24 protein-coding genes are annotated in these 22,976 nt (G+C 73.1%); 16 read left to right on the top strand and 8 right to left on the bottom strand.

Translation table 11 applies throughout. The features are described 5' to 3' along the window. Window positions 1-50: 50 nt before the first annotated feature. Window positions 51-728: a TrmH family RNA methyltransferase gene (locus tag RH861_RS13000; RefSeq protein WP_374760979.1), complete on the top strand. Its 678-nt coding sequence runs from the start codon at window positions 51-53 to the stop codon at window positions 726-728. Window positions 729-784: 56 nt separating this feature from the next. After that, window positions 785-1,462 (top strand): TetR/AcrR family transcriptional regulator, encoded by a 678-nt coding sequence (locus tag RH861_RS12995; RefSeq protein ID WP_310521317.1) that lies wholly within the window; start codon window positions 785-787, stop codon window positions 1,460-1,462. A 10-nt stretch (window positions 1,463-1,472) separates the two neighbouring features. Here the strand turns inward: RH861_RS12995 and RH861_RS12990 are convergent, their stop codons facing one another. After that, window positions 1,473-1,880 (bottom strand): DUF3253 domain-containing protein, encoded by a 408-nt coding sequence (locus tag RH861_RS12990; RefSeq protein ID WP_310521316.1) that lies wholly within the window; start codon window positions 1,878-1,880, stop codon window positions 1,473-1,475. Between the two features lie 91 nt (window positions 1,881-1,971). Here RH861_RS12990 and RH861_RS12985 point away from each other — a divergent pair, with 91 nt between their 5' ends. Beyond that, window positions 1,972-2,991 carry a magnesium and cobalt transport protein CorA gene (locus RH861_RS12985; protein ID WP_310521315.1) on the top strand — a complete coding sequence of 340 codons (1,020 nt, stop codon included), beginning with the start codon at window positions 1,972-1,974 and terminating at the stop codon, window positions 2,989-2,991. A gap of 32 nt (window positions 2,992-3,023) precedes the next feature. Continuing rightward, a complete protein-coding gene (locus RH861_RS12980; protein ID WP_067948369.1) occupies window positions 3,024-3,392 on the top strand; it encodes a DUF4440 domain-containing protein in 369 nt (122 codons plus the stop codon). A gap of 4 nt (window positions 3,393-3,396) precedes the next feature. On the opposite strand, the gene argG is transcribed toward RH861_RS12980, so the two are convergent. Further along, window positions 3,397-4,824 carry an argininosuccinate synthase gene (argG, locus tag RH861_RS12975; RefSeq protein ID WP_067948367.1) on the bottom strand — a complete coding sequence of 476 codons (1,428 nt, stop codon included), beginning with the start codon at window positions 4,822-4,824 and terminating at the stop codon, window positions 3,397-3,399. A gap of 236 nt (window positions 4,825-5,060) precedes the next feature. Between argG and RH861_RS12970 the strand changes: the two genes are divergently transcribed. From RH861_RS12970 to RH861_RS12955, 4 genes are all read left to right on the top strand, one after another. Continuing rightward, window positions 5,061-6,500 carry a S8 family peptidase gene (locus tag RH861_RS12970; protein WP_310521314.1) on the top strand — a complete coding sequence of 480 codons (1,440 nt, stop codon included), beginning with the start codon at window positions 5,061-5,063 and terminating at the stop codon, window positions 6,498-6,500. 86 nt (window positions 6,501-6,586) lie between these two features. Then, window positions 6,587-7,402, top strand: a complete 816-nt coding sequence (locus tag RH861_RS12965) for an NAD(P)H-hydrate epimerase (RefSeq protein WP_310521313.1) — start codon at window positions 6,587-6,589, stop codon at window positions 7,400-7,402. A gap of 56 nt (window positions 7,403-7,458) precedes the next feature. Continuing rightward, on the top strand, window positions 7,459-8,007 hold the full coding sequence (locus RH861_RS12960; protein ID WP_197466998.1) for a DUF3151 family protein: 549 nt from the start codon (window positions 7,459-7,461) through the stop codon (window positions 8,005-8,007). Window position 8,008: 1 nt separating this feature from the next. After that, on the top strand, window positions 8,009-9,295 hold the full coding sequence (locus tag RH861_RS12955) for an adenylosuccinate synthase (protein ID WP_067948359.1): 1,287 nt from the start codon (window positions 8,009-8,011) through the stop codon (window positions 9,293-9,295). A 55-nt stretch (window positions 9,296-9,350) separates the two neighbouring features. Here the strand turns inward: RH861_RS12955 and RH861_RS12950 are convergent, their stop codons facing one another. Further along, a complete protein-coding gene (locus tag RH861_RS12950; protein WP_310521312.1) occupies window positions 9,351-10,130 on the bottom strand; it encodes a DUF8692 domain-containing protein in 780 nt (259 codons plus the stop codon). Between the two features lie 156 nt (window positions 10,131-10,286). Then, entirely contained in the window at window positions 10,287-10,508 is a 222-nt protein-coding gene (locus tag RH861_RS12945; RefSeq protein ID WP_310521311.1) for an Rv0909 family putative TA system antitoxin, read from the bottom strand. 151 nt (window positions 10,509-10,659) lie between these two features. On the opposite strand from RH861_RS12945, the gene RH861_RS12940 reads away from it, so the two are divergent. Next, window positions 10,660-11,313: a GNAT family N-acetyltransferase gene (locus RH861_RS12940; protein WP_310521310.1), complete on the top strand. Its 654-nt coding sequence runs from the start codon at window positions 10,660-10,662 to the stop codon at window positions 11,311-11,313. 115 nt (window positions 11,314-11,428) lie between these two features. Then, on the top strand, window positions 11,429-12,004 hold the full coding sequence (locus RH861_RS12935; protein WP_310521309.1) for a hypothetical protein: 576 nt from the start codon (window positions 11,429-11,431) through the stop codon (window positions 12,002-12,004). Between the two features lie 5 nt (window positions 12,005-12,009). On the opposite strand, the gene RH861_RS12930 is transcribed toward RH861_RS12935, so the two are convergent. Genes RH861_RS12930 through RH861_RS12915 form a run of 4 tightly spaced genes read right to left on the bottom strand, consistent with a single transcriptional unit; the run spans window position 12,010 to window position 15,861 of the window. Then, a complete protein-coding gene (locus RH861_RS12930) occupies window positions 12,010-13,476 on the bottom strand; it encodes a sodium/solute symporter (RefSeq protein ID WP_310521308.1) in 1,467 nt (488 codons plus the stop codon). Next, on the bottom strand, window positions 13,473-13,898 hold the full coding sequence (locus RH861_RS12925) for a DUF485 domain-containing protein (protein WP_310521307.1): 426 nt from the start codon (window positions 13,896-13,898) through the stop codon (window positions 13,473-13,475). The genes RH861_RS12930 and RH861_RS12925 overlap by 4 nt, the downstream gene beginning before the upstream one ends. After that, window positions 13,895-14,638 (bottom strand): LytR/AlgR family response regulator transcription factor, encoded by a 744-nt coding sequence (locus RH861_RS12920; protein WP_067948351.1) that lies wholly within the window; start codon window positions 14,636-14,638, stop codon window positions 13,895-13,897. The genes RH861_RS12925 and RH861_RS12920 overlap by 4 nt, the downstream gene beginning before the upstream one ends. Beyond that, window positions 14,635-15,861, bottom strand: coding sequence for a sensor histidine kinase (locus tag RH861_RS12915; protein WP_310521306.1), 1,227 nt, complete (start codon window positions 15,859-15,861; stop codon window positions 14,635-14,637). The genes RH861_RS12920 and RH861_RS12915 overlap by 4 nt, the downstream gene beginning before the upstream one ends. 180 nt (window positions 15,862-16,041) lie before the next feature. Between RH861_RS12915 and RH861_RS12910 the strand changes: the two genes are divergently transcribed. From RH861_RS12910 to RH861_RS12885, 6 genes are all read left to right on the top strand, one after another. Then, a complete protein-coding gene (locus tag RH861_RS12910) occupies window positions 16,042-16,419 on the top strand; it encodes a DUF485 domain-containing protein (RefSeq protein ID WP_310521305.1) in 378 nt (125 codons plus the stop codon). Further along, a complete protein-coding gene (locus tag RH861_RS12905; protein WP_067948346.1) occupies window positions 16,419-18,032 on the top strand; it encodes a monocarboxylic acid transporter in 1,614 nt (537 codons plus the stop codon). Before RH861_RS12910 ends, RH861_RS12905 begins: the two co-directional genes overlap by 1 nt. Before the next feature lie 312 nt (window positions 18,033-18,344). After that, window positions 18,345-19,334, top strand: a complete 990-nt coding sequence (locus tag RH861_RS12900) for a DMT family transporter (RefSeq protein ID WP_310521304.1) — start codon at window positions 18,345-18,347, stop codon at window positions 19,332-19,334. Window positions 19,335-19,457: 123 nt separating this feature from the next. Then, window positions 19,458-19,667: a heavy-metal-associated domain-containing protein gene (locus RH861_RS12895; RefSeq protein ID WP_310521303.1), complete on the top strand. Its 210-nt coding sequence runs from the start codon at window positions 19,458-19,460 to the stop codon at window positions 19,665-19,667. 5 nt (window positions 19,668-19,672) lie between these two features. Further along, window positions 19,673-20,677, top strand: coding sequence for a DUF8832 domain-containing protein (locus RH861_RS12890; RefSeq protein ID WP_310521302.1), 1,005 nt, complete (start codon window positions 19,673-19,675; stop codon window positions 20,675-20,677). Continuing rightward, window positions 20,674-22,965, top strand: a complete 2,292-nt coding sequence (locus RH861_RS12885; protein WP_310521301.1) for a heavy metal translocating P-type ATPase — start codon at window positions 20,674-20,676, stop codon at window positions 22,963-22,965. The genes RH861_RS12890 and RH861_RS12885 overlap by 4 nt, the downstream gene beginning before the upstream one ends. Window positions 22,966-22,976 lie beyond the last annotated feature (11 nt).

Raw genomic sequence — 22,976 nt, 5'->3', positions numbered from 1 at the left:
GTGTGCCGAAACCGGCGTTCCGCGCCGACCGCGACGGCTAGCGTAGGGGCGTGGGCGACGAGCGAACGGATGCCGCGGGCGGAGCGGTCGGCGACGACGCGCACCCCGAGCCGCAGCTGCCGTTGCACGGCGTCGGCCCCTGGCCCGGCGGCCGCGAGGCGTGGCCCGCCGACGAGCGGTACGACCCGGACCTCCTCGAGCACGGCGACCGCCGCAACGTGGTCGATCGCTACCGGTACTGGCGGCTCGAGGCGATCGTGGCCGACCTCGACACGAGGCGGCATCCGTTCCACGTGGCCATCGAGAACTGGCAGCACGACCTCAACATCGGCTCCATCGTCCGCACCGCCAACGCGTTCGCCGCCGAGACCGTCCACATCGTCGGGCGGCGCCGCTGGAACCGGCGCGGCGCGATGGTCACCGATCGCTACCAGCACCTCCTGCACCATCCGGAGGTCGCCGACCTCGTCGCCTGGGCGCGCGCCGAAGGCCTGCCGATCGTCGCCGTCGACAACGTCGAGGGCTCGCAGCCCGTCGACACCGCCGAGCTGCCCGAACGCTGCATCCTGCTCTTCGGCCAGGAGGGACCGGGGCTGAGCCCCGAGGCGCTCGCCGCCGCCGACCTCGCCGTCGAGATCACGCAGTACGGCTCCACCCGATCGATCAACGCCGCCGCCGCGGCCGCGATCGTCATGCACGAGTGGGTCCGACGGCACGCCCGGCACTGACCCGCGCCATCCGCCGGCAGTGTTGGCCGCGCGGACAAGACCACTACGATGGGCGCGTGGCCACCCGACTCGATCCGGCGCAGCGACGCGAGCAGATCCTCGCGGCGACGCTGCGGCTCGTCGCCCGCGACGGGTTCGCGCGCGTCACCCTCCGCGACGTGGCCGCCGAGGTCGGCGTCGTGCACGGCCTCATCCGCCACTACTTCGCCACCCGGGAGCAGCTCGTCGCCGCGGCGTTCGACGCGGCCGTGCTCGGCGAACTGCGCGCCGACGCCGAGGTCGAGGAAGGCCTCGAGCCGGTCGCCGCGCTCGCCGACTGGCTCTCGACCACGCCGCGCGGCCACTACCTCGTGTGGATCGACGCGTGGAGCGAGGCGCCCCGCAATCCCGAGCTGCTCGCGGCGCTCACGCGCCATCACCGCGACTCGGACCGGCACCTCGCGGGCGTCATCCAGCGCGTGGTCGACGCCGGCCACGCCACCAGCGCGGATCCCGCCGCCGACGCGCGCATGCTCACGGCGCTCGTCGACGGCGTCGCCGTGCAGCACCACGCCATCGGGCTGATCGACGAGGCCGAAGCCGACCGCATCGTCTTCCGCGCCGCCGAGGAGCACCTCAAGATGCAGCCCGGCGCGCTGTCGCGCACGCGGCCCACGCCCACCCGCGGGCTCTGGGCCACGCCGCCGGCCGCCGCCGCCGACGCCCCGGTCGCGGCCGCCGAACCCGGCGACTGAGCACGCGCACTCAACGCGGTGCGCGGCGGATGCGGATGGGCCCCTTCGCCGTCGACGGGTCGACCACCTGCCCGCGCTGCGTGATCTCCACCTCGCCCGCGGCCACGAGCCGCCGCGCGGCCCGCCGCGCCGGCTCCATCAACTCGCGCCACCCGTCATCGCCGCCGATGCGCCGCGCCGCCTCCGAGGGGCAGATCGTCGCGGATGCCGCCCGCTGGGCGAGCAGCGCCCGGATCTCCTCCTCGAGCTGCCGATCGACCGCCCGGACGCCGCGCCGACGGCACGCGTCGCTGCAGTAGCGCACCGCATCCCAGTCGCGCGCCCACTTCGCACGCCACTCGATGCGGCGGCCGCACGACGCGCACGTCCGCTCGTCGACGGATGCCGCGGCATCCGCCCCGCCCCGCTGCCGACCCATGCCACGCAGCCTGCCCCGCCCACCCGCGCGTTCGCTGAGCGCCCCGGCGCGCCCGGCGACCGCCGCCGCCGTGCCGCCCCACACTGGACCCGTGCCGCTCATCGACAACGCCGTCTACCGCGACGGACTCCGGGTCGCGAACCCGCCCACCCTCCAGGAGACGTTCGAGACGCTCGCCGAGCACCCGGGCGGATTCGCCTGGATCGGGCTGTACCGGCCGACGCCCGACGAGCTCGCGGCGCTCGTGGACGAGTTCGGGCTGCATCCGCTCGCCGCCGAGGACGCCGCGAAGGGCCACCAGCGCCCCAAGCTCGAACGCTACGGCGCCACGCTCTTCGTCGTCCTGCGGCCCGCGCGGTACCTCGACGCGACCGAGGAGGTCGAGTTCGGCGAGCTGCACGTGTTCGTCGGCTCGAACTTCGCCGTCACCATCCGGCACGCCGAGGCGCCCGACCTCGCCCGGGTGCGCCGACGGCTCGAGGCGGCCCCCGAGCTGCTCGCTCGCGGCACGGAGGCCGTGCTCTACGCCGTGCTCGACGAGGTCGTCGACGAGTACGCGCCCGTGCTCGCCGGCCTCGAGAACGACATCGACGAGATCGAGCAGCAGCTCTTCGACGGCGACCCCGCCGTGACGCGCCGCATCTACGACCTCGCCGCCGAGGTCATGGACTTCCAGCGCGCGACACGCCCGCTCGTCGGCATGTTCGAGGCCCTCGAGCGCGGCTTCGAGAAGTACCGCGTCGACCTCGAACTCCAGCGGTACCTGCGCGACGTGCTCGACCACGTGCTCCGCATCGTCGACCGCGGCGAGGCGTACCGACAGCTGCTGCAGAACGCGCTCGCCGTGCACTCGACGCTCGTGACCCAGCGACAGAACGACGAGATGCAGCGCCTCACCGAGACGAGCCTCCGGCAGAGCGAGGAGGTCAAGAAGATCTCCAGCTGGGCGGCGATCATCTTCGCACCCACCCTCATCGGCACGGTGTACGGCATGAACTTCCGGCACATGCCCGAACTGGAGCATCCGCTCGGCTACCCCGCCGCGCTGCTCGCCATGGTCGCGCTCGCGGTCGGGCTCTACGTCGTCTTCAAGCGCCGCAACTGGCTCTAGGTCGACCCCGGCCGGGCCGGTAGCGTGGCCGCATGACCGAGATCACCGACGATCTGCCCGCCCGCCTGCTGCACGAGGAGCACGCCGGATGGCGCGCCATCCTCGCCGGACACGGGGGAGCGCACTACACCCGCGCGATGACGCGTGACGGGATCATGATCGTCGAGGGCGCGGCGCTCGGTCGCGACGACATGATGCGGGCCTTCGCCAGCGCGCCCCCGTGGGACTCCTACGAGATCCACGAGCCCGCGGTCGTGCGCCTGGGCGAGCACGCCGGCATCCTCGCCTACCGGGCCGTCGCCCGTCGCGGCGACGAGGTGGCGAACCTGCGGATGTCGACCACGTACCTGTACGACGACGGGGCGTGGCACGTGGCCGCGCACCAGCAGACGCCGGCCTGACGCGTCAGTCGGTGCCGAGGTCGAACGCGGCGGCCTCGTTCGCGGCATCCGTCGCGGCGTCGAGGTCGGTCTCGGCCTCGCCCGCGAGGATCTCCGCCGCGCGGCCCGCGGCGATCTCGCCCACGAGCTGCGCGGTCGCGCCGCCGACGATGCCGAGCTGCGCGTACTGCTCGAGACGAGCGCGCGAGTCGGCGATGTCGAGGTTGCGCATGGTGAGCTGGCCGATCCGGTCCTCCGGGCCGAACGCCTGGTCGCCGACGCGCTCCATCGAGAGCTTGTCGGGGTGGTAGCTCAGCGCCGGGCCGCTCGTGTTCATGATCGTGTAGTCGTCGCCGCGGCGCAGGCGCAGCGTGACTTCGCCCGTGACGGCCGAGGCGACCCACTTCACGATCGACTCCCGCAGCATGAGCGACTGCGGGTCGAGCCAGCGGCCCTCGTACATGAGGCGGCCGAGGCGGCGACCCTCGTTGTGGTAGCTCGCGACGGTGTCCTCGTTGTGGATCGCGTTCAGCAGCCGCTCGTAGGTGATGTGCAGCAGCGCCATGCCGGGGGCCTCGTAGATGCCGCGCGACTTCGCCTCGATGATGCGGTTCTCGATCTGGTCGCTCATGCCGAGCCCGTGGCGGCCGCCGATGCGGTTCGCCTCGAGCACGAGCTCGACCGGGTCGTCGAACTCGACGCCGTTGATGGCCACCGGGCGACCCTCGACGTAGCGGACCGTGACGTCTTCAGGCTCGATCGCGACCGACTCGTCCCAGAAGCGGACGCCCATGATCGGCTCGACGATCGTGATGCCCGCGTCGAGGTCCTCCAGCTTCTTGGCCTCGTGCGTGGCACCCCAGATGTTGGCATCGGTCGAGTACGCCTTCTCGACCGAGGCGCGGTAGGGCAGGTCGCGCGCCTGCATCCACTCGCTCATCTCCTTGCGGCCGCCGAGCTCGGTGACGAACGCGCTGTCGAGCCACGGCTTGTAGATGCGCAGGCGCGGGTTCGCGAGCAGCCCGTAGCGGTAGAACCGCTCGATGTCGTTGCCCTTGTAGGTGGAGCCGTCGCCCCAGATGTCGACGCCGTCCTCCATCATGGCGCGGACGAGCAGCGTGCCCGTGACCGCGCGGCCGAGGGGCGTGGTGTTGAAGTACGTCTTGCCGCCGCTGCGGATGTGGAACGCGCCGCACTGCAGCGCGACGAGCCCCTCCTCGACGAGCGCGGTCTTCACGTCGACCAGGCGGCTCAGCTCGGCGCCGTACTCGAGCGCCCGACCGGGCACCGCCTCGACGTCGGGCTCGTCGGGCTGGCCGAGGTCGGCGGTGTAGGTGCAGGGCACCGCGCCCTTCTCACGCATCCACGCGACCGCCACGGAGGTGTCGAGACCTCCCGAGAAGGCGATGCCGACGCGTTCGCCGGCGGGCAGGGAGGTGAGGACCTTCGACATGGCCTCAAGCCTACGGGAGCCGCGGATTGCTCGCGTTCGCATGACGATCGGCGGCCGGGGGCCGGAACACGGATGCCGCGTCCGCGCCGATGTCCCCCGGACGGGGGTGGTCGTGGGTAGGCTCGCCCTCACCGGTCGCGCAGCGCCATCGTCGCCGCCGCGTCGCATCCACTGGACGGACCGGGCCGCCGGCCGACCCGACCGGGGGCATTCCGCACTCTCGAAACGGAGACAGGATGAGGAACCACAAGGTGATCGGCGCGGCATCCGCCGTCGCCCTCGCCGTCGGTCTCGTCGGCACGGCGATCGCGCCGGCCGCCGCGACCGGACCCGAGCACACCTACCTCGTGCTCGCGCCGCAGGGCGCCGGCACGAAGGCCGCCGCCGCGCGCGTGGCCGCCGCCGACGGCACCGTCGTCGCGACGTACGACCAGATCGGCGTGCTCGTCGCACGCTCGTCGAGCACGGCGTTCGAGCGCGCCGTCGCCGGGCGCGGCGTCGAGGCCGTCGCCAGCACCGATGGGCTCGGCACCGTGCTCGACGAGGGCGAGATCGTCGAGACGGTCGACTCGGCCGTCGTGGAGGCCACCGGCGACCCGACGGGCGAGCCGCTCTGGACCCGCCAGTGGGACATGGCGCAGATCGACGTCCCGGCCGCGCACGCGGTGACCACCGGCGACCCGTCGGTCGTCGTCGGCGTGCTCGACTCCGGCATCGACGCCGACCACCCCGACCTCGCCACGCAGGTCGCGAGGGACCAGAGCGCGTCGTGCATCGGTGGCGTCGTCGACCGCAGCCAGGCCGCCTGGAGCCCGACCACCTCGTCGCACGGCACGCACGTGGCCGGCACGATCGCCGCCGCCCTCAACGGCGTCGGCATCTCGGGCGTCGCGCCCGGCGTGAAGGTGGCGTCGGTCAAGGTCGTGAACGACGACGGGTACATCTACCCCGAGGCGGCGGTCTGCGGCATCCTGTGGGCGGCCGAGCAGGGCATGCCCATCACGAACCACAGCTATTACATCGACCCGTGGGAGTTCAACTGCCGCAACGACGAGCGCCAGCGGCCCGTGTGGCTCGCGGTGCAGCGTGCGCTGAAGTACGCCTCGTCGAAGGGCGGCCTCGCGATCGCATCGGCCGGCAACAGCAACGTCGACCTGCAGCACAAGTTCGTCGACTCGGGCAGCCCCAACGACGGCAGCGCCCCGGTCGAGGACCGCACCATCAACGGCGCGTGCGTCGACCTGCCCGCCGAGGCGCCCGGCGTCGTGACGGTCTCGGCCGTCGGCCCGGCCGAGGTCAAGAGCTACTACTCCTCGTACGGCCAGGGCGTGGTCGACGTGACGGCTCCCGGTGGTGACAGCCGCTGGCGCAACCCGGCGGTCTCGACCGCGACCGACGCCGTGCTCTCGACGATCCCGGGCGGCGGCTACGGCTACTCGCAGGGCACGTCGATGGCCGCGCCGCACGCGTCGGGCGTCGCCGCGCTCGCGCTCTCGGCGCACCCCGGCATGAAGCCGGGCCAGTTGGCGTCGTTCCTCGAGCGCACCGCCACGCCGATCGCCTGCCCGGACGGGGTCTTCGAGCTCCGACCCGGCTACCCGGCGACCTGCACGGGCGGCCAGCGCAACGGCTTCTACGGAGCCGGCAACGTCAACGCGCTGAACGCGGTCCAGTGACGCGCTGACGTCCGCGCCGGCGGGGCCGGGTCCATTCGGGCCCGGCCCCGTCGCCGTGTCGGCGGGTCGCGCGTAGGGTCGGTCGCATGAGCAGCGACGCATCCGGTTCCGCCTCCGCGCCGTCACCGCACGCCGGCTACACCGCCGAGCAGGTCCGCGCGGCCGAGCGGCCCCTGCTCGACGCGGGCGAGCCGCTCATGCGGCGCGCCTCGACGGCGCTCGCCGAGGAGATCGCGCGCATGCTCGACCTGCCCGAGGCTCCCGACGACGACGAGGCCCCCGACGGCGACGGCAGCGAGGGCGACGACGGCGAGGCGACGGATGCCGCGGGGCGGTCGATCGTCGTCGTGCTCGCCGGGTCGGGCGACAACGGCGGCGACGCCCTCTTCGCCGCCTCGCATCTGGCCGAGCGCGGCGCCGACGTGCGCATCGTCGCCACGGGATCGGCCCTGCACGAGGAGGGCGCCGCCGCCGCCCGCCGCGCGGGCGCCGCCGACCTCGACCCCGACGCGGACCCCGACGAGTTCGAGCGGGTCGTGCGCCTCGCCGACGTGCTCGTCGACGGCATCCTCGGAATCGGTGCGGCCGCGAGCCCGGCGCTCCGGGGTCGGAGCCGCGAGGTGGTCGCGCGCGTGCTCGAGCTGCTCGGGCCGCGCTGGGCGGCCGACGTCGGCGGCGCGCCGCGGCATCCGCTCGTCGTCGCCGTCGACCTGCCGAGCGGCATCTCGCCCGACGACGGCAGCGTGCCCGACCCGACGGTGCTGCCCGCCGACGTCACGGTCACCATGGGCGCCGTGAAGGCGGGGCTGCTGCGCGAGCCGGGCGCGCGCTTCGCCGGCCGCGTCGTGCTCGTCGACCTGGGGCTGGGCCCCGCCCTCGAGGGAGTGCCGCCGGTGGCCTGACCGGGTCGCCCGCGCGAGCTCCCGGGGTGCCGAAACCCCATGCGTTACGGTTGAGTGTGACTCAGGAACAGACCCCACCGGAGGCCGAGGCGGTGCTCGCCGATGAACCCGAGGTCCGTCGGGCGCTGACCGAGGGCGACCGGGCGGCGGTCGCCGGAGTCGTGACCGCCCACCCCGCGTCCCCGCTGGCGTGGGCCGAGCTCGCCGACCTGGCCGATTCCGAGGGGCGGGCCCTCGACGCCTTCGCGTACGCCGTGGTGGCCGTCGACCTCGCCCGCGAGCAGCTCCGAGCGAGCGGATGGCGCGACGGCCAGCCCGTCCCGTGGTCCGCCGAGTCCAACCGCGCCTACCTGCGGGCGCTCGACGCGGAGCGCCGGTCGGCCGAGCGACTCGGCCTGGACGAGCGCGCCGAGCGCGCCGCCGCCGATCTCGCCGCCGCCGACGGCGAGGCCGCCGCGCGCATCGCCTCGGAGTTCACGCCCACCCAGGTCATCACCATCGTCGGGGCCGGAGCCGGTGCGTTCGCGCCGGTCGTCGGCACCGAGGCACGCACCGGCGACCCCGTCGCCGAACCGAACGCCGCCGACGCGGCAGGAGAGGACTGAGATGCCCGCGGTCGTACTGATCGGTGCACAGTGGGGCGACGAGGGCAAGGGCAAGGCGACCGACCTGCTCGCCTCGCGCCTCGACTACGTCGTCAAGTTCAACGGCGGCAACAACGCCGGGCACACGGTCGTCGTGGGTGACGAGAAGTACGCGCTGCACCTGCTGCCGAGCGGCATCCTCACGCCGGGGGTCACGCCCGTCATCTCCAACGGCGTCGTCGTCGACATCGAGGTGCTGTTCGAGGAGATCGAGGGCCTCGAGACGCGCGGGGTCGACACGTCGAAGCTGCGCATCTCGGCCAACGCCCACGTCATCACGCAGTACCACCGGACGCTCGACAAGGTCACCGAGCGGTTCCTCGGCAAGCGGCAGATCGGCACCACCGGTCGCGGCATCGGGCCCACCTACGCCGACAAGATCAACCGCGTCGGCATCCGCATGCAGGACCTGTTCGACGAGAACATCCTGCGGCAGAAGGTCGAGGGTGCCCTCGACCAGAAGAACCACCTGCTCGTGAAGGTCTACAACCGCCGCGCGATCGGGGTCGACGAGGTCGTCGACGAGCTGCTCGGGTACACCGAGCGGCTGCGCCCGATGGTGACCGACACGTCGCTGCTGCTGCACCGCGCGCTCGAAGCCGGCGAGACCGTGCTGTTCGAGGGCGGCCAGGCGACCATGCTCGACGTCGACCACGGCACGTACCCGTTCGTCACTTCGTCGAACGCGACCTCGGGCGGCGCCGTGACCGGGTCGGGCATCGCGCCGAACCGCATCGACCGGGTCATCGGCATCGTCAAGGCGTATACGACGCGCGTCGGCTCCGGGCCGTTCCCCACCGAGCTCTTCGACGAGTGGGGCGAGTTCCTCGCCGACAAGGGGCACGAGTTCGGCACCACGACGGGCCGTCGTCGCCGCACCGGATGGTACGACGCGCCCATCGCCCGCTACACCGCCCGCATCAACGGCGTCACCGACTTCGTCCTCACCAAGCTCGACGTGCTGACCGGCATCGACCGCATCCCGGTCGCGGTCGCGTACGACGTCGACGGCGTGATCATGGAGGAGGTCCCGGTCTCGCAGTCCGACTTCCACCACGCCAAGCCCGTCTACGAGGAGTTCCCCGGCTGGACCGAGGACATCTCGGGTGCCCGCAGCTTCGAGGACCTCCCGGCGAACGCGCAGAGCTACGTCCGCGAGCTCGAGGCGATGTCGGGTGCGCGGTTCTCGGCGATCGGCGTCGGACCTGGCCGCGACGAGATCGTGCAGCTGCACGACCTGCTGGACTGAGGGCGCCTGCGTCCCGGCCGTCCCGCGGCCGGGTGGCCGTGCCACCGCGCGGCCGTCAGGCCGGTGAGCCCACCGCGGTGGGCGTCTGCTCGTCCGTCGCCGCGGGTGCGTCGGCGGCGGCGGCCGGGCCCGCGGCATCCGTGCCGTCGCGCCGACCGAACGCCAGCGACAGCGAGTACGTGACGATGAGGGCCATGACGGCGACCTCGCCGCCGTCCTCGAGGGCGATGAAGATCGGGTCGATGACCGGCGCGTCGATGAAGGGGGCGTGCACGATGTCGACGGCGACCCCGAAGAAGGCGAGCGCCGCGTAGAGCACGGCGCCGGTGACGGCCATGGGTCGTGCGTCGCGTCGTGCGAGCCGGTAGGCGATGGCGAAGATCGCGACGACCGCGACGCCGACGGCCCCGAGGTAGAGCGCTTCGCCCAGGTGCGTCGCGAGGCCGTGCAGGTAGACCACCTCGCGGTCGAACCACTGCCCGAACCCGGTGCCCATGCGCTCGTGGAACTGGAAGTAGTCGTCGGCGAGCAGGTACGCCGAGAACGCGGCGAAGGCGACCAGGATGGGCGCGCGGCGGCGGGTCGCGGCGATCGCGAACAGCAGGACGCTCCACCCGGTGAGCATCTGGAAGAACAGCTCGGCGTAGCCGCGCTCTGCGCCGAGGTTGAAGAACGGATGCCACGGCGCGCCGACGAGCTTGTGGGTGAGGTGCGCGGCGACGAAGGCGGCCGTGGTGCCCCAGAGCAGCAGCAGGATGCCGCCCGCGAGGGGCTCGTCGAGGCCGAGGGCGGTGCGCGAGCGCGCGAACCTCGACCTGGGGGCGCGGATCTCCATCGATCGTCCTCTCGGCGGGGGGTGCGTCCATGCTCGCACACCACCGTCACGCGATGTTCACGCGCAGGACGACTCGGGTTCACCGCGGCGGGCCGGCCACGACGAAGGGCGGATGCCACGCGGCATCCGCCCCTCGGATTGTGGACGCGCGCCGGCCTAGGGCTCGGTGCCGATGGAATTGTCGAGGTTCGCGCGGACCTCGTCGACCTTGGCGTCGTGCTCGTCCGGCGTGACCTTCTTGGCGGCGTCGGCGACGGCGTCGAGGACCTTGTCGCTGATGTCCTCGGCCTGCTGGCTGTTCAGCGCCTCGTTGATCTTGTCCTTGTTGTCCTCGACGAACTGCTGCGCGTTCTTCGCGAGGTCGTCCAGTGCTCCCATGTCCCCCGGTCCCTTCTCTGCGATGGGTGATTCCGGGGTCATCGTACGGCGAGCGGATGCCGCGATCGCGGGTTCCACAGCGAACGCTCGGGACCGCGGCATCCGTCATCGCGACGCGGCCGTCGGCACCGCCGCGTGCCAGACTCGGACGGTGCCCGCGACCTGCCCCGCCGCCCAGCCGCTCGTCGGACTGGCGGTGACGCTCAGCCCGATGACCGTCGCCGACGTGCCCGCGCTCGAGGCCGCCATCCGCCGCCCGGAGGTGTTCGCGAGCGGCTTCGGCGGCGGGCCGTCGTCGTTTCCCGCCGATGCCGAGGCTTTCGCGACGTTCGCCCGTCGGTCGTACACCCCGGCCGACGACGCGCTGCCGTTCGTCGTGCGGCTCCGGGGCGGACCCGACGACGGCGCGGTCGTCGGCGCCACGAAGCTCGGCGACCTCGACCTGCCGAACGAATCGGCCCACCTCGGCTGGACCGCCTACGACCCGCGCGTCTGGGGCACCGTCGTGAACCCCGAGGTGAAGCTGCTCCTGCTCGGGCTGGCGTTCGACCACGGCTTCGGGCGCGTCAAGCTGCAGGCCGACGCCCGGAACGCGCGGTCGCGTGCCGCGATCGAGAAGCTCGGTGCTCGGTTCGAGGGCGTGCTGCGACGGCACCTCGCCCGGCCGGACGGCACCTGGCGCGACACGGCGGTGTACTCGATCCTCGTCGACGAGTGGCCCGGTGTTCGATCCGGCCTCGAGGCGCGACTGGCGGGGTGGGGCGACCGGCCCGTCGAGCTCGCGACGGACGCGGCCGCCGGGTAGCGGCATCCGTCGCTGCGCCGGTCGATCGGGATCGGCCCGCGCGGCTCCCGGCAACGGGCCGGTGCTGCGGCGGGGGACCGGACGCTGGTACCGTTCACGCAGTCAGGAGTCGAGGATGCTTCACCTGGAGCAGGCCGGCACGGCGCTGCTGACCGGCCTCTGGACGCCGCTCGTCGTCGCCCTCATCACCGCCGCGGCGAGCGTCACGATCGCGCTCGCGAACGTGCGCGCCGACGATCTCCGGCGCGCGGAGCGACTGGGGCAGGTGCTCGCCCAGATGGATCCGTCGCCGGAGCGCGAGGTGGTCTCCACCGTGCGCGACGACCTCGCCGTCGCCTGGGCGCTGCGCGAAGCCGCTCCGGTCGACCGGCGGATGCGGCGCGCCGCCGTCGTGCTCGGGGTGCTCGGCGCCGTCGCGCTGTTCGGGGCGATCATGGTCGGCCTCTACGTGGGCCTCGGCTACGGCCGGGTGAGCGACTGGTTCTTCTGGGTGTACTACTCGGCGGGGCTCGCGCTCCTGCTCGGCTCGGCCCTGTTGCGCCGGTTCGCGCGCCGCCATGCCGACGCGTGGATCGCCGAGGAGCGGGCGCGTCGCGGGCTCCGACCGGCCCTGCACACCGGGGTCGCATCCGAGCGGACCCCGAAGGCGTCCGGGGAGTCGGCGCCGAGCTCCGACCGGCCCGCCGACTGAAGCGCTCAGGCGCCGCCCTGCTCCGGCAGGTGCAGGCGCGCGAGGAACGCGTCCACGCCCCGCGGCACGCGCCGCCGGTCGGCACCGGAGACCAGCACGGTCACGAGCACCGCGATCGGCACGGTCCAGGCGGCCGGCTGCTCGACGAGCGGGCGGATGCCGGGCGCCGCCGCCGCCACGAACGTGCTGCCGAGGATCGCCGCCGCCGACAGCACGGCGCCGGTCGCCATGCCCGCGATCGCGCCGCGCGCGGTGAGTCCGCGCCACCAGATGCCGAGCAGCAGGACCGGGCAGAGCGTCGACGCGGTGAACGCGAACACGAGCCCGACGCTGCCCGCGAGCCCCGCGGGCTCGGTCGCGAGGGCGACCGCGAGCGGGACGGCGGTCGACGCGAACGCCGCGATGCGGAAGCCGCGCACGCTGCCGCCGAGGAGGTCCTGCGAGATGACGCCCGCGACGGAGACGACGAGGCCCGACGACGTGGAGAGGAACGCCGCGAACGCGCCGCCGATGACCAGGGCCGTGAGCAGTTCGCCGGCGACGCCGGGCACGAGCCGGTCGGGCAGCACGAGGACGAGCGCGTCCGCGTCGCCCGGGGTCGCGAGGTCTGGCGCGAAGGTGCGGCCGAGCAGCCCGAACGCGGTCGGGAAGAGGTAGAACGCCGACAGCAGCACGAGCACGATGAACGTCGTGCGTCGTGCCGCCGGGCCGTCCGGGTTCGTGTAGAACCGCACGAGCACGTGCGGCAGCCCGAGCGTGCCGAGCAGCAGGGCGACCATGAGCGAGATGGTGCGGTACACCTCGAGGGAGCCGGGCCCGGCGTCGGCGGGGAACGCCGTCGACGGCGCGAGTTCCGGTTCGATCGCCCCGGTCACCATGAGCAGCGCGACGACCGGGATCGCGAGCGCGGCGAGCTTCAGCCAGAACTGGAACGCCTGCACGAACGTGATCGACCGCATGCCGCCGGCCGCGACGACGACGGCCACGAGCACCGCGACCGCGACCGAGCCGGCCCAGCTGGGCAGGCCCGTCGTGATCCGCACGGTGAGCGCGGCGCCCTGCAGCTGCGGCACGATGTAGAGCCAGCCGATCACCACGACGAGCACGCTCGTGACGCGCCGCACGACGGCGGACTCGAGGCGGGCCTCGGTGAAGTCGGGGATCGTGTACGCGCCCGAGCGTCGCAGCGGCGCCGCGACGAAGAGCAGCAGCATCAGGTAGCCCGCGGTGTACCCGATCGGGAACCACAGCGCCGAGGCGCCCGTCAGCAGGATGAGCCCCGCGATGCCGAGGAAGGACGCCGCCGAGAGGTACTCGCCGCCGATCGCCGACGCGTTCCACCACGGGCGGACCGTGCGGCTCGCGACGTAGAAGTCGCTCGTCGTGCGCGAGATCCGCAGGCCGTAGACGCCGATCAGCACCGACACGGCCGCGACCGCGACGATCGCGGCGTAGCCGACGGCGGGGTTCACGCCTGCTCCGCGAGCGAGCGGTACCGGGCCTCGTTGCGCTGGGCCGCGCGCACGTACAGCGCCGCGACGCTGATGGCGAGCGGGTACACGCCGAGCCCGAGCAGCAGCCACGACACGGGCACGCCGGCGACGAACGTCTCGTCGAGGGCGGGCAGCAGCGCGATGCCGATCACGAACACGGCGGTCGCCGCGACGAACCCGCCCGCGCAGATCAGCGCGAGGCGCAGCTGCGACCGGATGAGCGACCGCACGTACATCGCGTCGACGTCGCCGCTCCCGCCCGGGCGGGTGCGGGCGATCGAGGGGCGAGCGGATGCCGCGGGCGCGGGGGTGCGCGGGGCGGTGACGCGGACGCGGGTCGGTCTCGATACGGGCGCTTCGCGTCCTCCTCGACCACCGGGGGGCGCCTCGTCGTCGGTCACGGCCGGGCCCGCGGGGTGACCTGGTCGAGCCGCTCCCGGAGCCCCGGCAGCAGTCGACGGCTCACCGGCAGCTCCGCCTGCCCCACCACGACCGTGGGGCGCTCGCCGCCGAGCCGGACGCGCGTCACGTGGGGGAGCGCCACGAGGTACGAGCGGTGCACGCGCACGAAGCCCGCCTCCGCCCACTGCCGCTCGAGGTCGGACATCGGCACGCGCACGAGATAGCTCGCCTCGTCGGTGTGCAGGCGCGCGTAGTCGCCCTGCGCCTGCACGTACCGCACGTCGTCGCGGCGGATCATCCGGGTCGTGCCGCCGAGCGTCACGGCGATCATCTCGGGGCGCTTCGCCGCGGCATCCGTCGCCCCCGGCTGGGCCTGCCGCATCGCCTCGACCACGCGCGTGACCGACCGCTGCAGGCGCTCGGTGCGCACGGGCTTCAGCAGGTAGTCGACGGCCGCGAGGTCGAACGCCTCGAGCGCCCCCTCCTCGTCGGCCGTCACGAACACGAACGCGGGCTTGTGCTCGAACCGCTGCAGCGCTCGCGCCAGGTCGAAGCCCGACAGTCCCGGCATGTGGATGTCGAGGAACGCCGCGTCGACGGGTTCGCGCGTGAGGATGCGGATGGCCTCCGAGCCGGAGTTCGCGCGGTGGATCGTGCCGATCCGCGGGTCCTGGCCGAGTAGGAACGCGAGCTCGTCCACGGCGGGCTGCTCGTCGTCGGCGATGAGGACCGAGATCACGGCACCAGTCTCCCATCCGGCTCGCCGCGCGTGGCGACGTCGACGGATGCCGCGGCCCGGCCCGGCTGCGACTTCGGCACCCGCATCCGCACGAGCGTGCCCGCGCCCACGTTCGTCTCGACGACGAGGCCGTGCTCGTCGCCGTACACCTGCCGGAGGCGGGCGTCGACGTTGCGCAGTCCCACGTGCTCGCCCGGCGGGCCGCCGGCGAGCACCTCGGCGAGCCGCTCGGGGTCGATGCCGACGCCGTCGTCCTCGACGGTGATCTCGGCGAACGCGCCGGCGTCCTGCGCGGTGATCGTGATGCGACCGCCGCCCTCCTTGGCCTCGAGTCCGTGCCGCACGGCGTTCTCGACCAGCGGCTGCATCGACAGGAACGGGATCACCGTCGAGAGCACCTCGGGCGCGACCTGGAGGGTCACCCGCAGACGGTCGCCGAACCGGGCGCGTTCGAGCTTCAGGTACGAGTCGATCGAGCGGAGCTCCTCGGCGACGGTCGTGAAGTCGCCGGCGCGGCGGAACGAGTACCTCGTGAAGTCGGCGAACTCGAGCACGAGGTCGCGCGCCTTGGCGGGGTCGGTGTTGATGAACGACGCGATGGCGTTCAGCGAGTTGTAGATGAAGTGCGGGCTGATCTGCGCGCGCAGGGCCCGGACCTCGAGCTCGGCGAGCGCCGCCCGCGACGCGTCGAGCTCCCCGAGTTCGACCTGCGCCGCGACCCAGTCGGCGACCTCGCCCGTCGCCCGCACCAGACCGGCCCGGACGCGGGGCGCGAAGGCGACCACGGCGCCGACGACCTCGCCGCCCGCGAGGATCGGCGCGGCCGCGGCATCCGTCTCGCCCGAGGGCGACGCGAGGCGCCGCTCGACGTGCGGACGCGCCGACCCCACCGCCTCCTCCGCGAGGCGCTCGGCGGTCGGCAGCAGCGCCTCGTCGCCGTCGGCCGCGGCCGGGCCGCCCGACATCACGAGGGCCAGCGTGTCGGCGCCGAGCATGGCGCGCAGGTGGCGGGCGGCCCTCGCGGCATCCGCCGTGCTCATGTCGCCGCGCAGGTGCTTCGCCGCGCTCGAGGCCAGGTGGAGCGTCTGGTACGTCGCCCGTTCGGCGTCGGTGCCGAGCTCCTTCGACTGCACCGCGAAGCGCCGCAGCAGCACCACGACCCCGACGGCGAGCGCCCCGGCGACGACGCCGGCGGCGGCGACGAGCAGCATCGACTCGGGCATGCAGGTCACTGTAGCCGTCGTTCGTCGCCGTGCTCCGCCGTTCGTCGCACCGCTTCCGCCGTTCGCCGACGACGAGCGGTCGAGGCCCCCGGCGCGCCCCCGGCTTCGTCAGCATGGACGGATCGCGACCGCAGCGACGCGGGCCCCGGCCCCGCCGCACCCCCTCGAAGGAGAGACGCCATGGGCAACGAGGCCCTGAGCGCGGACGTCGACCTCAGCCACGTCGACTATCCCGCAGTGCAGCAATCACCAGAATTCCAAGAGCTCCGGAGCACGCACCGGCGCTTCGTCTTCCCGGTGCTCGGAGCCTGCCTGGCCTGGTACCTGGCCTACGTGCTCCTCGCCGTCTACGCCGTCGACTTCATGTCCACGCGGGTGTTCGGCAGCATCAACGTCGCCATGCTCCTCGGGCTCGCCCAGGTGGTCACGACGTTCGCCGTGACCATGTGGTACGTCAGCTTCGCGAACAAGCACCTCGACCCGAAGGCCGAGCGGATCCGCGACGAGATCGAGACGGGCGTGTTCCTCGACCGCGCCGACGAAGGGGCGGTGCGCTGATGTTCCGGTTCGAAGCGGCAGCCGCCTCACCCGGCGAGCCCTGGCTCAACATCGCCATCTTCGGCGCGTTCGTCGCCGTGACGATGGTCATCGTGTTCCGCGCCAGCCGGAACAACCGCACCGCGGCCGACTACTACGCCGCCGGTCGCTCCTTCACGGGCGGGCAGAACGGTTCGGCCATCGCCGGCGACTACCTCTCGGCGGCGTCCTTCCTCGGCATCGTCGGCGCGATCGCGATGACCGGCTACGACGGGTTCCTGTACTCCATCGGCTTCCTCGTGGCCTGGCTCGTCGCGCTGCTGCTCGTCGCCGAGCTGCTTCGCAACACGGGCAAGTTCACGATGGCCGACGTGCTGTCGTTCCGCCTGAAGCAGCGCCCCGTGCGCATCGCCGCGGCCACCACGACCCTCGTCGTGTGCTTCTTCTACCTCCTCGCCCAGATGGCCGGCGCGGGCGGCCTGGTGTCGCTCCTGCTCGGCATCGGCGACCAGGTCGGCCAGGCGCTCGTCATCACGGTCGTCGGCGGGCTCATGATCCTCTACGTGCTCGTCGGCGGCATGAAGGGCACCACCTGGGTGCAGATCATCAAGGCCGTGCTGCTCATCGCCGGTGCCGGGCTCATGACGGTCTGGGTGCTCGCGATGTACGGCTTCAACTTCTCGACGCTGCTCGACCGCGCGGTCGAGGTCGCGGAGAACCCGGCGATCCTCGACCCGGGCCTGAAGTACGGCGTCTCGGAGCTCGCCAAGGTCGACTTCGTGTCGCTCGGCCTCGCCCTGGTGCTCGGCACCGCGGCCCTGCCGCACGTGCTCATGCGGTTCTACACCGTGCCCACGGCGAAGGAGGCGCGCAAGTCGGTCGTCTGGGCGATCTGGCTCATCGGCATCTTCTACGTGTTCACGCTGGTGCTCGGCTACGGCGCGGCGGCGCTCGTCGGTCCCGAGGTCATCGCCGCAGCACCCGGCGGCCCGAACTCGGCGGCACCGCTGCTCGCGTTCTCGCTCGGCGGGCCGCTGCTGCTCGGCCTCATCTCGGCGGTCGCGTTCGCGACGATCCTCGCGGTCGTCGCGGGCCTCACGATCACGGCGGCGGCCTCGTTCGCGCACGACATCTACGCGTCGGTCGTGAAGAAGGGCAAGCCCGAGCCGGGCGCCGAGGTCAAGGTCGCCCGCCGCACCGTGGTGATCATCGGCGTCGTCGCGATCATCGGCGGCATCGGCGCCAACGGCCAGAACATCGCGTTCCTCGTGGCGCTGGCGTTCGCGGTCGCGGCATCCGCCAACCTGCCCACGATCGTCTACTCGCTGTTCTGGAAGCGGTTCACCACCCGCGGTGCGCTGTGGAGCATGTACGGCGGCCTGATCTCGGCGATCGTGCTCATCGCGTTCTCGCCGGTCGTGTCGGGTTCGGAGACCTCGATGCTGAAGACGGAGGCGATCGACTTCGCGATCTTCCCGCTGTCGAACCCGGGCATCGTGTCCATCCCGCTCGCCTTCCTGCTCGGCTGGATCGTCAGCGTCATCGACAACCGCCGCGAGGACGCCGTGAAGCAGGCCGAGATGGAGGTCCGCTCGCTCACCGGGCTCGGCGCCGAGAAGGCGGTGAGCCACTAGGCTCCGCGGGCCGCCCTGCACCGGGGGGAGCGGGCGGCCGGCGGGAATGACTGCGACGGGGTGGGAATGCCTGCCCTGGCCTCGTCGCCGGCACGACGGGGGCGGATGCCACGGACCGACGGTCCGGCATCCGCCCCCGTTGCGCTGCGCGCGGACGTGTCGCGGGACGCTGGCACCCGCCCGCATCGGCGGCGACGGCGGCGGCTACGGCGACGGTGGCGACGGCGATCGAGGCTGCCAACGTTCGGCGGGTTCCGGACATCGCGTCCGGATCCGCTCGTGGAGCGGCACGGGCGGACGTACCGTGAGCCCGTGAGCACGCCCACCCCGACTTCCACGTCCGTCCGTTCGCAGGCCGGCCCCGCGGCATCCGTCGACCGCCGACCCGGCGGCGGGGTGCGCACCTGGGTGCAGTTCCTCGCGGCGGGCCTGGTCTGGGGCGCGAGCTTCCTGTTCATCGCGGTCGCGCTCACGGGACTCTCGTTCACCCAGGTGGCGTGGGCGCGGATCGTGCTCGGCGCGCTGACGCTCGGCGTCGTCGTGCTCGTCGCACGCCCGCACGTGGCCGGCGGGCCGGTGCTGCCGCGCGAACCGGTCGTGTGGCTGCACTTCCTCGTGATCGGCGTCGCCGGGTGCGTCGTGCCCTTCCTGCTGTTCTCGTGGGCGCAGCAGACCGTGACCTCGAGCCTCGCGTCCATCCTCAACGCCACCACGCCGATCATGACCGCCCTCATCGCGACGCTCGCGTTCCGCGTCGAGCGGCTCGACGCGTCGCGGTGGCTCGGGGTGGTCGTCGGCATCGTCGGGGTGGTCGTCATCATCGGGCCGTGGCAGGCGGCGTTCGGCGGCGACCTCGCGGGCCAGCTCGCGATCCTCGGCGCGACCGCCTGCTACGGCGTGATGTTCGGGTACACGCGCCGGTTCCTGAGCGGCCGGCCGATCGCGGCGACGACGTTCGCATTCCTCCAGGTGGGCATGGCGGGTGCCGTCATGCTGCTCCTCACCCCCCTGCTCGCACTGGGTCCGGTGCGGCTGGATGTCGCCGTGGTCGTGTGCCTCGCGGTGCTCGGCATCGCGGGCACGGGCCTGGCGTACGTGTGGAACATCGCGGTGATCCGCGACTGGGGTCCCACCAACGCCTCCACGGTCACGTACGTCACGCCGGTGGTCGGGGTGGTGCTCGGCGTACTGATCCTCAGCGAGCCGCTCACGTGGAACGAGCCGGTGGGCGCACTCGTGGTGATGACCGGAATCCTCCTCGCGCAGGGGCGGGTTCGGATGCCGCGGCGCGCTCGCGCTTGACAGCGGTGGCGCGATCAGCCGGCGCTCGACGCCTTGCGGAATACCCCGGAGGGGTATACGGTTCAGGAGTTGCATACCCCATCCGGGTACTATCGAACCCGGTCCGACCACGAGGAGAACGAGATGACGCAGCGCGAGTACCAGGTGACCGGCATGACGTGCGGCCACTGCGAGCTCTCGGTACGCGAAGAGGTCGAGCAGCTCACCGGCGTGACGGACATCCAGGTGTCCGCCGCATCCGGCACGCTCTCGGTCAACGCGCCGTCCGACCTCGACGACGCCGGCGTGATCGCCGCGGTCGAGGAGGCCGGCTACTCCGCCGTGCGCGTCTGACGACGATGCACACGGCAGCCAGGCTGGGGCTGTTCGCGGCGGGCGCGGCGGCGGTCTTCACCGCCGCGTTCGTCGCCGCCCCGCTCGTCATCCCGGCCGATGCGTCGGCCGCATGGACCTCGAACGAGGATGACCACATGACCACCGCAGAACCGGGCCACGGCGACGAGCACACCGGCGCCGCGGCATCCGCCGACGACGTGCGCGGACTCGCCGTCTCGCACGCCGGCTACACCCTCACCGGCCTCCGCGCTCCGGCCTCACCCGGCGAGCAGGGCGAGCTCGCCTTCGGCATCACGGATGCCGCGGGCGCCCCGCTCACCGACTACGAGACGTCGCACGAGCGCGACCTGCACCTCATCGTCGTGCGCACCGACGGCGCGCACTTCCGCCACGTGCACCCCGTCATCGACGATCGCGGCGAATGGAGCCTCCCGTTCGCCTTCGACGCGGCCGGCACCTACCGCGTCTTCGCCGACTTCGTGCCGGCCGGGCACGGCGAGACGGTGACCCTCACGACCACCGTCGACGTCGCGGGCGGGTTCGCGCCCGAGCCGCGCACGAGCGACGCGACCGCCGCGACGGTGGACGGCATCACCGTCGAGGTCGAGGGCGAGCTGGTCGCCGGAGCCGAGCGCGAACTCGTCTTCACCGTCACGCGCGACGGCGAGCCCGTCACGACGCTCGAGCCGTACCTCGGCGCATACGGACACCTCGTCGCGCTCCGCCAGGGCGATCTGGCCTACCTGCACGTGCACCCCATGGGCGAACCGGGCGACGGTGTCGCCGAGGCCGGTCCCGAGATCTCGTTCATGGCGACCGCACCGACGGCGGGCCGCTACCTGCTCTACCTCGACGTGCAGCTCGACGGTGTCGTGCACTCCATCCCGTTGGTGCTCACGGCCGGTGCGGGGTCGACGGATGCCGCCGGCGGGGCCGCGCACGACGGCACCCACGACGACGACCACGACGACGGCCACGACGACGACCACGGGGAGGCGGGCCGATGACCGACGTCACCGCATCCGGCGACCGCGTGATCGAGCTCGAGATCGGCGGCATGACCTGCGCCTCGTGCGCCATGCGCATCGAGAAGAAGCTCAACAAGCTCGACGGCGTCACCGCGACCGTTAACTACGCCACCGAGAAGGCCCGCGTGTCGGCTCCGGCCGGCGTGGGCGAGACCGAGCTCATCGCCGCGGTCGAGGCCGCCGGCTACCGGGCCGTCCCGCCCGCGCCGCCCGCCCCCGCTCCGGGCGAAGCCGGCGGCGCGCCATCCGACGCCACCGGCGAGATGCCTGCGGACGTCGAGCTGCGCTCGCTCCGGACGCGCCTCATCGCCTCGGCCGTGCTCGCTGTGCCGGTGATCCTCATCTCGATGATCCCGGCAATCCAGTTCACCTACTGGCAGTGGGCCACCCTCGCGCTCGCCGCGCCCGTCGTCACGTGGGCGGCCTGGCCGTTCCACCGGGCGGCGCTCGTCAACCTGCGCCACGGCGCGGCGACCATGGACACGCTCATCTCGCTCGGCGTGAGCGCGGCGTTCGCCTGGTCACTGTACGCGCTGTTCCTCGGCACCGCCGGCGAGCCGGGCATGGTGCACGCGTTCGAGCTGACCGTCGCGCCGAGCGACGGCGCGTCGAACCTGTACCTCGAGGTCGCGGCGGGCGTCACGATGTTCGTCCTCCTCGGCCGCTACCTCGAGAAGCGGTCCAAGCGCGCCGCGGGCGCCGCCCTGCGCGCGCTCCTCGAGCTGGGGGCGAAGGAGGTCGCCGTCCTCCGCGACGGGACCGAGGTCCGGATCCCGGTCGACGAGCTCGCGGTCGGCGACGAGTTCGTCGTGCGCCCGGGCGAGAAGATCGCGACCGACGGCACCGTCGTCTCCGGCCGCAGCGCCGTGGACGCCTCGCTCGTCACGGGCGAGTCGGTCCCGGTCGAGGTCGAGGTCGGCGATGCCGTCGTCGGCGCCACCGTCAACGCCGGCGGCCGGCTGGTCGTCCGCGCGACCCGCGTCGGCGCCGACACGCAGCTCGCGCAGATGGCGCGGCTCGTCGAGGACGCGCAGGCCGGCAAGGCCGAGGTGCAGCGGCTCGCCGACCGCATCTCGGGGGTCTTCGTGCCCGTCGTGATCCTCATCGCCGCCGGAACCCTCGGCGCGTGGCTCGGGGGCGGATTCCCGCCGGCCGCCGCGTTCACCGCCGCGGTCGCCGTGCTCATCATCGCCTGCCCCTGCGCGTTGGGGCTCGCGACGCCCACCGCGCTGCTCGTCGGCACGGGCCGCGGAGCCCAGCTCGGCGTGCTCATCACGGGCCCCGAGGTGCTCGAGTCCACGCGCCGCGTCGACACGATCGTGCTCGACAAGACCGGCACGGTGACCAGCGGGCGGATGTCGCTCGCCGGGGTCCACCCCGCCGAGGGCGTCGACGAAGCCCAGCTGCTGCGCCTCGCGGGCGCGCTCGAGCACGCCTCCGAGCACCCCGTCGCGAAGGCGATCGCCGACGGTGCCGCGGCCCGCGTCGGCGCCCTGCCCGCGCCCGAGTCCTTCGAGAACCGCCCGGGCCTCGGCGTGCACGGCGTGGTCGACGGACACCTCGTGCTCGTCGGTCGACCCGCGCTGCTCGCCGAGTGGTCGATCGAGCCCGACGCCCGCGTCGCGGCATCCGTCGCCGCCGCGGAGGCCGAGGGGCGCACCGCCGTCGTCGTCGCGTGGGACGGCGCCGTGCGCGGCGCGCTCACCGTCGCCGACGCGATCAAGCCCACGAGCGCCGACGCGGTCGCGAAGCTGCGCGGCCTCGGACTCGAGCCGATCCTGCTCACGGGCGACAACGAGACGGTGGCGCGACGCGTCGCCGCCGAGGTCGGCATCGAACGGGTGATCGCCGAGGTGCTGCCGTCCGACAAGGTCGCCGTGGTCGCCCGCCTTCAGGACGAGGGGCGCACGGTCGCGATGGTCGGCGACGGCGTGAACGATGCCGCCGCGCTCGCGCAGGCCGACCTGGGGATCGCGATGGGCACGGGCAGCGACGTCGCCATCGAGGCCGCCGACCTCACGCTCGTCCGGGGCGACCTGCTGGCCGCCGTCGACGCCATCCGGCTCGCACGGCGGACGCTCCGCGTCATCAAGGGCAACCTGTTCTGGGCGTTCGCGTACAACGTCGCGGCCATCCCGCTCGCGGCCCTCGGCCTGCTGAATCCCATGCTGGCCGGTGCCGCGATGGCGTTCTCGAGCGTGTTCGTGGTCGGCAACAGCCTGCGGCTGCGCGCCTTCCGCTCGAGCGTCGGGGGCGTGCGGCCCTGACACGCCGTAGG

It is taken from the genome of Agromyces indicus (assembly GCF_031432295.1).
GTDB classification, from domain to species: Bacteria; Actinomycetota; Actinomycetes; order Actinomycetales; family Microbacteriaceae; genus Agromyces; species Agromyces indicus.
Note: the sequence above shows the minus strand (reverse complement) of the source record. Positions and strands in the feature narration are given on the sequence as shown.